This window comes from Paraburkholderia sp. CNPSo 3272 (assembly GCF_024206495.1).
Classification (GTDB): domain Bacteria; phylum Pseudomonadota; class Gammaproteobacteria; order Burkholderiales; family Burkholderiaceae; genus Paraburkholderia.
Map to the genome: position 1 here is coordinate 1 of NZ_JAMBPQ010000080.1, position 5,406 is coordinate 5,406.

The following is a 5,406-nucleotide window of genomic DNA, read 5'->3' on the forward strand; positions in this document are numbered from 1 at the left end:
AATTGCCCCTTGACCACTGGCACGCCTGGCTGCAAGACCCGACTCTCGCCGACGCAATCCTCGACCGCCTCGTCCATCAGGCTCACAAGCTCCCGCTGAAGGGCGATTCGATGCGCAAGAAGAACGCACCTGATCAAAAAGTAGCCTGATCTCGAACACGCGCAGTACAATCTAAGCACTACGCAGCACCTCCCTCCTGGCCTGTTCGACTTCACCGAAACGGGCGTTCAACTTCCCCGAAATACGCAGTTTACGTCAATTTGTAAAAGGCACAGCCGCCGTTGTTTACGCGCGACGTGCCTTGCCGGGCGGGCTAGCTGGCGTGCTGGTAACGACGCACCGGGTGGCGGCGAAGCGCGTCGATGTCGATGCCGTCGAGCAACCAGTGAAGCTGCTGCGTTGTCAGCTCGATCACCTCCTGATGCCGCCTGGGCCACACGAAATGGTCTTCTTCAAGCCGGCGCAACATCAGCCAGAAACCGGTGCGCTCGTACAGCAGGAGCTTGACGCGATCGCGTTTGCGGTTGTGGAACGCATACACGGCACGGGCGAGCGGGTCCAGCTGCATTGACTCCGCGACCAGGGCAGCAAGGGTATTGATGCCGGCGCGGAAGTCAATCGGCTCGCGGTACAGGTAGACTTTCAGGTCGTCGTCGAAGCGGAACATCAGCTCCCCCTCAACGCGTCAATCATCGTCTTGAGCAGCGCGCAATCCTGCCCGGTGCACTCGAGTTCAAGGCTCACCCCGTTGGGCAGCTGCGCCACCAGGCGCGAGGGCAGCGGTGATCGCTGTGGCGCGTGGCTCCGCATCGGCGCCGCCGGTGCATCAGGTTCTGGCTGCGGCGGCATCTGCGAAGCCGCCCAGCCGTTATCGCTGATCGCCACCACCGGTACGAATGCCGTGGGCAGAGCCTTCGAGTCACATGGGGCGGCGGCGCCCTTCAGGAGCGCCTCGTAATTCTTGATCCAGCGGCGCAACTGGTTGGCGTTCACGCCCGCCTTCAGCGCCATACCCGCGATCGACACGCCCGGCTTCAGGCAGGCTTCAATCAGCCTCTGTTTGTCACGCTTGTCGAAAGTCCGCTTGCCTTCGACACCAACGTTGGTCGCACGCAAGGGCAAAAAATCTGCGCAGTTCTCGTCCATGAAGGGTGTGTCCATTAAAAAACCGTGGACACATCCTGCGCTGTTTTCAGATCAGGATCTATGTGAGGAGAAACTGCCGCTTACGCTTGTTCGACGAGTTTGCGCCAGCCCTGCCAAGGCGGCCCGAGTTCCCAGCGGCGCCGCTCATCGCTGCCGAAGCCGAGGTCCGCAAAAGTCAGGGATAGTTCCTTGGTGCGATACGCGGTGTGCGTGAGCCAGCGCAGAGAGTCAGCGGTCTGGTATGCGGCACAGTTGGAGATCGTGGAAGCGGGGGCCATCTGGGCCAGATAAGCTGAGCCCATTTGCAGCGCATGAAACAGGAAGCGCGCGGGGGTATAGACGCGTGCGAGCGAGGCCGCCCATGGCCTGGCGAGTTGGGAGTCGTGACCGCGCGTGGAGAACTGGTCGAGGAGACCATATACGTAAGTTTCCTGACCATCCTGCAGCAGGTTATAGGTGCGATAGACGATCTCGTCTGGATCACGAAATGCGTTCCAGTCGGGATGTCGCAGCGGCGAGGCGTTGCGGTTGCGCTTGAGCCATTGCGCCATTTCGAAGTTTGGGTCCAGTTCGAAGGGGGCGTCAGGGTTGTCGGTGGTGTAATGCAAGTTCGTCGAGACGATCTCATACTCGCTTGGCTTGCGCCGCCGCGCGGCTAGATGGCTCCACGTTTTCAGCGGCGTAAGGACTTCGGGATGGGTCATGCTCGTCTCCGGTTAAAGCGTTTTCTCGTAGTAAAACCGCACGTAGCCTTCGGTTGTTTCGATGCGGCCTGAAAACGAACTGAGGCTGACTTCCAGCTCGGACATCATGAACGGTCGACCAAGCGTTTCCTCAAGCGTGGAGCGGCGCAGGATCAGTTCGCCGTCCGTATCGATGCGCACATACGCGAGTTTGTCGTCGACGCGGATCGTCTTGCCGGGGTTGTCTTCGTGCGCGGCTTCGATGACGCCCGCCGTAATGCTGCCCGCACGAAGCACGGGACCCACGCGGTTGTTGCGGTAAGCCGAGGCGGTGGTTTCGATGGTCATGATCGGTTCTCTGTGAAATTCAGGAATGGGCAAAGAGGGTTTCAACGCCGCCCACCGCAACGAGAACGTCTTCGCCCTCGATCTTCGCGGGGTATGCGCGAAGCCGGGAGTCGCCAGGATTGATCCCCTTGCCGGTATTCACGTCGAAGGTCCATTGATGCGCTCGGCACATCAGCACGCGGCCGTCGAACTTTCCTTCCACGAGCGGAATGGCCTGATGCGGACAAACGCCCCGAAAGGCGCGCGGCTCGCCGCCTTCTGGATTAACCACCACAATCACGTGGCCATCCACCTCCGCTCCGATCATCTCGCCTGCCCACAGGTCGTCGAGCGTGCAGATTTTCTGGTACTCCATGTCGACCTCATTCGTCGCAAAAGATGAATTCGAGCGTTTCCATCGGCTTGATATCCGTCTCGCCGAGCTTTGCCTTGCGCGCGTAGAACTGCTCCGCGCCCTGGCGACGCACGCGCACAACCTTTTCAGGCCGTGGGGCGACGCGTCGGCCCACCGAATGGAGCGAGGCGGCGGCCGCCACTTCATCTATCGTATTGCCGGTATCCACCGGCAATAGCTGCAATACGAAGTCGTATTGAAAATTTGAGATCACATGGAACAGTGCCATGTCGTCCTCTTTTGCGTGGCAGCCTCAGGCGGCCTCTTTGTTGTCACGGGTACCGCGGTACGATTCGACCCAGGCATACTGGTGCGCGTCGTCGCCCATTTCGCCCGGCGCGAGCCCCATGTAGTTCAACGCGCCCAAGAGGTTGGGTGGCTGGATATGACCGGCGAGGAAGCGATCGACGAGCGTGAGGTGATCGCGGTAACGAACCGGGTCCTGCTGGAAGACCCAGCGGTCGATTTCCGAATTGAAGTGATACGTGCGGCCGTTATGGTCGAGAGGGTAGTCCTTCACGTTCCAGCCATCGCCCGGAATGGCGCAAATGGGCAACTGGCTCATGTTGCAAAGGACAGGTAGCGTCTCGGGCATCGTAAGTTCACGGCGGCCGACGAGCAGGTTTTCGATAATGACGTCCCATACCTTGCCGAATGAGTCGTTCCAGCCGGGATATTTTTCTTCCAGCCAGTCGCGGCATTCGGGCGTCACGCCCGCTGCAGGGTCCCACCAAACCGTGGGACGCCAAAACCAGATGCCTAGCTGATAGGCGTGGTGCTGGTAATCGAATTCATTGATCATCTGGTCCCAGTACCAGGGCAAATCGAGGCCGAGATCGATGAGTGTCCGCTCAAACTGACTGACGATCCACTCGCGCGCGAATTCCTTGAACGACTGCTTGCGGTGTTCGATCGGCGTGGCGTAGTCCATCGACGATCCCGTGAGCAAACAGAACAGGCGCCATGCCCGTGCGATTGCGACATCCACGAGCTTCTGGGCCTCCGTTTTACGGCCGTTTGCGATCAGAATGTGCAGCGCCGGGCCGCCGATTTGCGCATGCCGCGACTCGTCCGTTTGAATGCTGGAGATGAGGCTTGCGAAAGTGAAATCGCCGACGTCGACTGCGTCGGCCGCCAGGCCGAGGAACTGTACATTGGTGAAGCCCGTTTCGAGCGCGAAGGTGAGCATAACCGCGATCTCGATCGCGCTGCGGGACATAAAAAGGTCGTCAAATGTGTTGCGGGCGGCAATTGCACCCCACTGGTTCGTGTGATAGGCCTTGTGCGCCCAGTCAAACTGCCTGTCCTTTGCACAGTAGTCGTGAGGGAAGTGGAGCTGCAACTGCCCGTGACGGTTTTCGTCGAGCATGCCGAAGGTGGCCATGTTGCGCATCCCTGGTGCACGGCCGAAGCGAACCATGCGTGCTTCGGCGCTCATTGCCGCATACTCGCCGAGTGCGATGGCGCCGTAATGGGCCTTAAGGATGGAAAGCCAGCCCGGATCGGTATCCTCGAAGCTGCGGCTGGAATTCAGGGCTGCCTTCACAGAATAGACGCCAGCATCTTTTTCGCGCTGGATACGGACGTACTCGGGATAAGACGTCTTGTACGGCTCGTCGTAGCTTTCCCAGTGGACCATTGGAATACCTTGCGCGCCAGACATGATGTCGGGAAAGAGATCCGACTCCGACACGTACGACGGGGTCCAGTTGGTGGCGCGGGCGATATCGTACCAGTCGACGCGTTCCAATAACGCCATGGTCAAGTCTCCTTCGTAGGTCGCGGTTTGATTTGCCGGAGCACTATGGCATCCGCCGGGCAGCTTATCTCACAGCAAAATCAGTGCCAATGTGCGGACCTCCTTTGCATTGGCGAGGAAGAAGTCCCGGGAAAGGGAGATTGAAGATATACGCGCACCCGTTGCCGGGGGGGCGATCCGAATGCGCTAGTTTCCACACGCAAGGAGTTCGACAAAAAGCAACGCGGGCAAGCGCGAAAGCCGCGGCGTGACACAAGGCCGCGGTACCTCTGATTCTCTTTCGCGGGGCCAAATCCAGTCGGCATTAACTGAGGGTGCGTTCCGGGTCCTTCTCGTCTCGGGATGGTTCTGTCTGCCGACATAACCACAGACCCAAGCCCCCGATCCTTGATTCCGAATGAGATAGCGCGTCAGTCGCGACCTGAAAACACCAGGCGGGAATGTCTAGATTGTCATATAGATAACGCGCACTGTAGCACTTCTTCAACAAAACTCGGACAAACGTTAAAACGAACTGTCGCGGTCAACTGATTCCGGGCAAGAAGGTTCTTTCGGTGACGGTGTTGCCTTGTAGGCGGTGGGCAACAGGCGAGCCCGCGTGGAGTGCAAGCGCGCCGAGCCTCATTGTGGTTTCCGAGCCGCAATGCGGAGCTCGGGCATGGGGAGGCGTTCAGCGACTACAGGCGGCCGTGCATCCAATATAAACATCGGCAGTACTGGTCTGCGCGTAGTGAGACAGTAATCGAGGGCAAGGTGACGATATCAGTGTTGGCTCGCCGTATTTTCCAATTAATGAGACCAATCACGGCGGTGCGCATCTATATTTGTGGCTCTTTTGAATTTGGAGTGGGTGATGCGACTCACGAGGCATGCGGGTTGAAGCCGGAGAAGTCGAGCTTGCCGGCAACGAGAAAGAGGACCGTGCGCATTGTCGTGAAGCGCGTGTAACCGCGAGCCTTTCGCTTGGCCGCTTGAAACAAGCCGTTGATGGCTTCAATGAAGCCGTTGGTCTGGCGGGTCTGAGTCCAGGCGACGATGCCGTCGAAGTGCCGACGTATCAGACGCGCAACGTCCTT

The 5,406-nt window shown here is 59.1% G+C and carries 8 protein-coding genes and 1 pseudogene; 1 reads left to right on the forward strand and 8 read right to left on the reverse strand.

Annotation, left to right across the window (positions count from 1 at the left end):
• The coding region (locus tag M3I53_RS37600; RefSeq protein ID WP_254317001.1) for an ATP-binding protein at positions 1-149 on the forward strand (149 nt) is incomplete at its 5' end.
• Positions 150-313: 164 nt separating this feature from the next.
• Here the strand turns inward: M3I53_RS37600 and tnpB are convergent.
• From tnpB to M3I53_RS37640, 8 genes and pseudogenes are all read right to left on the reverse strand, one after another.
• A complete protein-coding gene (tnpB, locus tag M3I53_RS37605; protein WP_133188200.1) occupies positions 314-667 on the reverse strand; it encodes an IS66 family insertion sequence element accessory protein TnpB in 354 nt (117 codons plus the stop codon).
• On the reverse strand, positions 667-1,146 hold the full coding sequence (locus M3I53_RS37610) for a transposase (RefSeq protein ID WP_254320781.1): 480 nt from the start codon (positions 1,144-1,146) through the stop codon (positions 667-669). The genes tnpB and M3I53_RS37610 overlap by 1 nt, the downstream gene beginning before the upstream one ends.
• Positions 1,147-1,229: 83 nt before the next feature.
• Positions 1,230-1,850: pseudogene (locus M3I53_RS37615) on the reverse strand (toluene monooxygenase); the annotation flags it as partial.
• A 12-nt stretch (positions 1,851-1,862) separates the two neighbouring features.
• Positions 1,863-2,177 (reverse strand): MmoB/DmpM family protein, encoded by a 315-nt coding sequence (locus tag M3I53_RS37620; protein ID WP_133190563.1) that lies wholly within the window; start codon positions 2,175-2,177, stop codon positions 1,863-1,865.
• 19 nt (positions 2,178-2,196) lie between these two features.
• Positions 2,197-2,532: a Rieske 2Fe-2S domain-containing protein gene (locus tag M3I53_RS37625; protein ID WP_133190565.1), complete on the reverse strand. Its 336-nt coding sequence runs from the start codon at positions 2,530-2,532 to the stop codon at positions 2,197-2,199.
• Positions 2,533-2,539: 7 nt separating this feature from the next.
• Complete coding sequence (locus M3I53_RS37630; protein ID WP_133190567.1) at positions 2,540-2,800, reverse strand: toluene-4-monooxygenase system B family protein; 261 nt, start codon at positions 2,798-2,800, stop codon at positions 2,540-2,542.
• A 24-nt stretch (positions 2,801-2,824) separates the two neighbouring features.
• A complete protein-coding gene (locus M3I53_RS37635) occupies positions 2,825-4,330 on the reverse strand; it encodes a toluene monooxygenase (protein ID WP_254320782.1) in 1,506 nt (501 codons plus the stop codon).
• 860 nt (positions 4,331-5,190) lie between these two features.
• Positions 5,191-5,406 (reverse strand): transposase (locus M3I53_RS37640; RefSeq protein WP_254320593.1); only part of this gene is annotated, 216 nt, incomplete at its 5' end.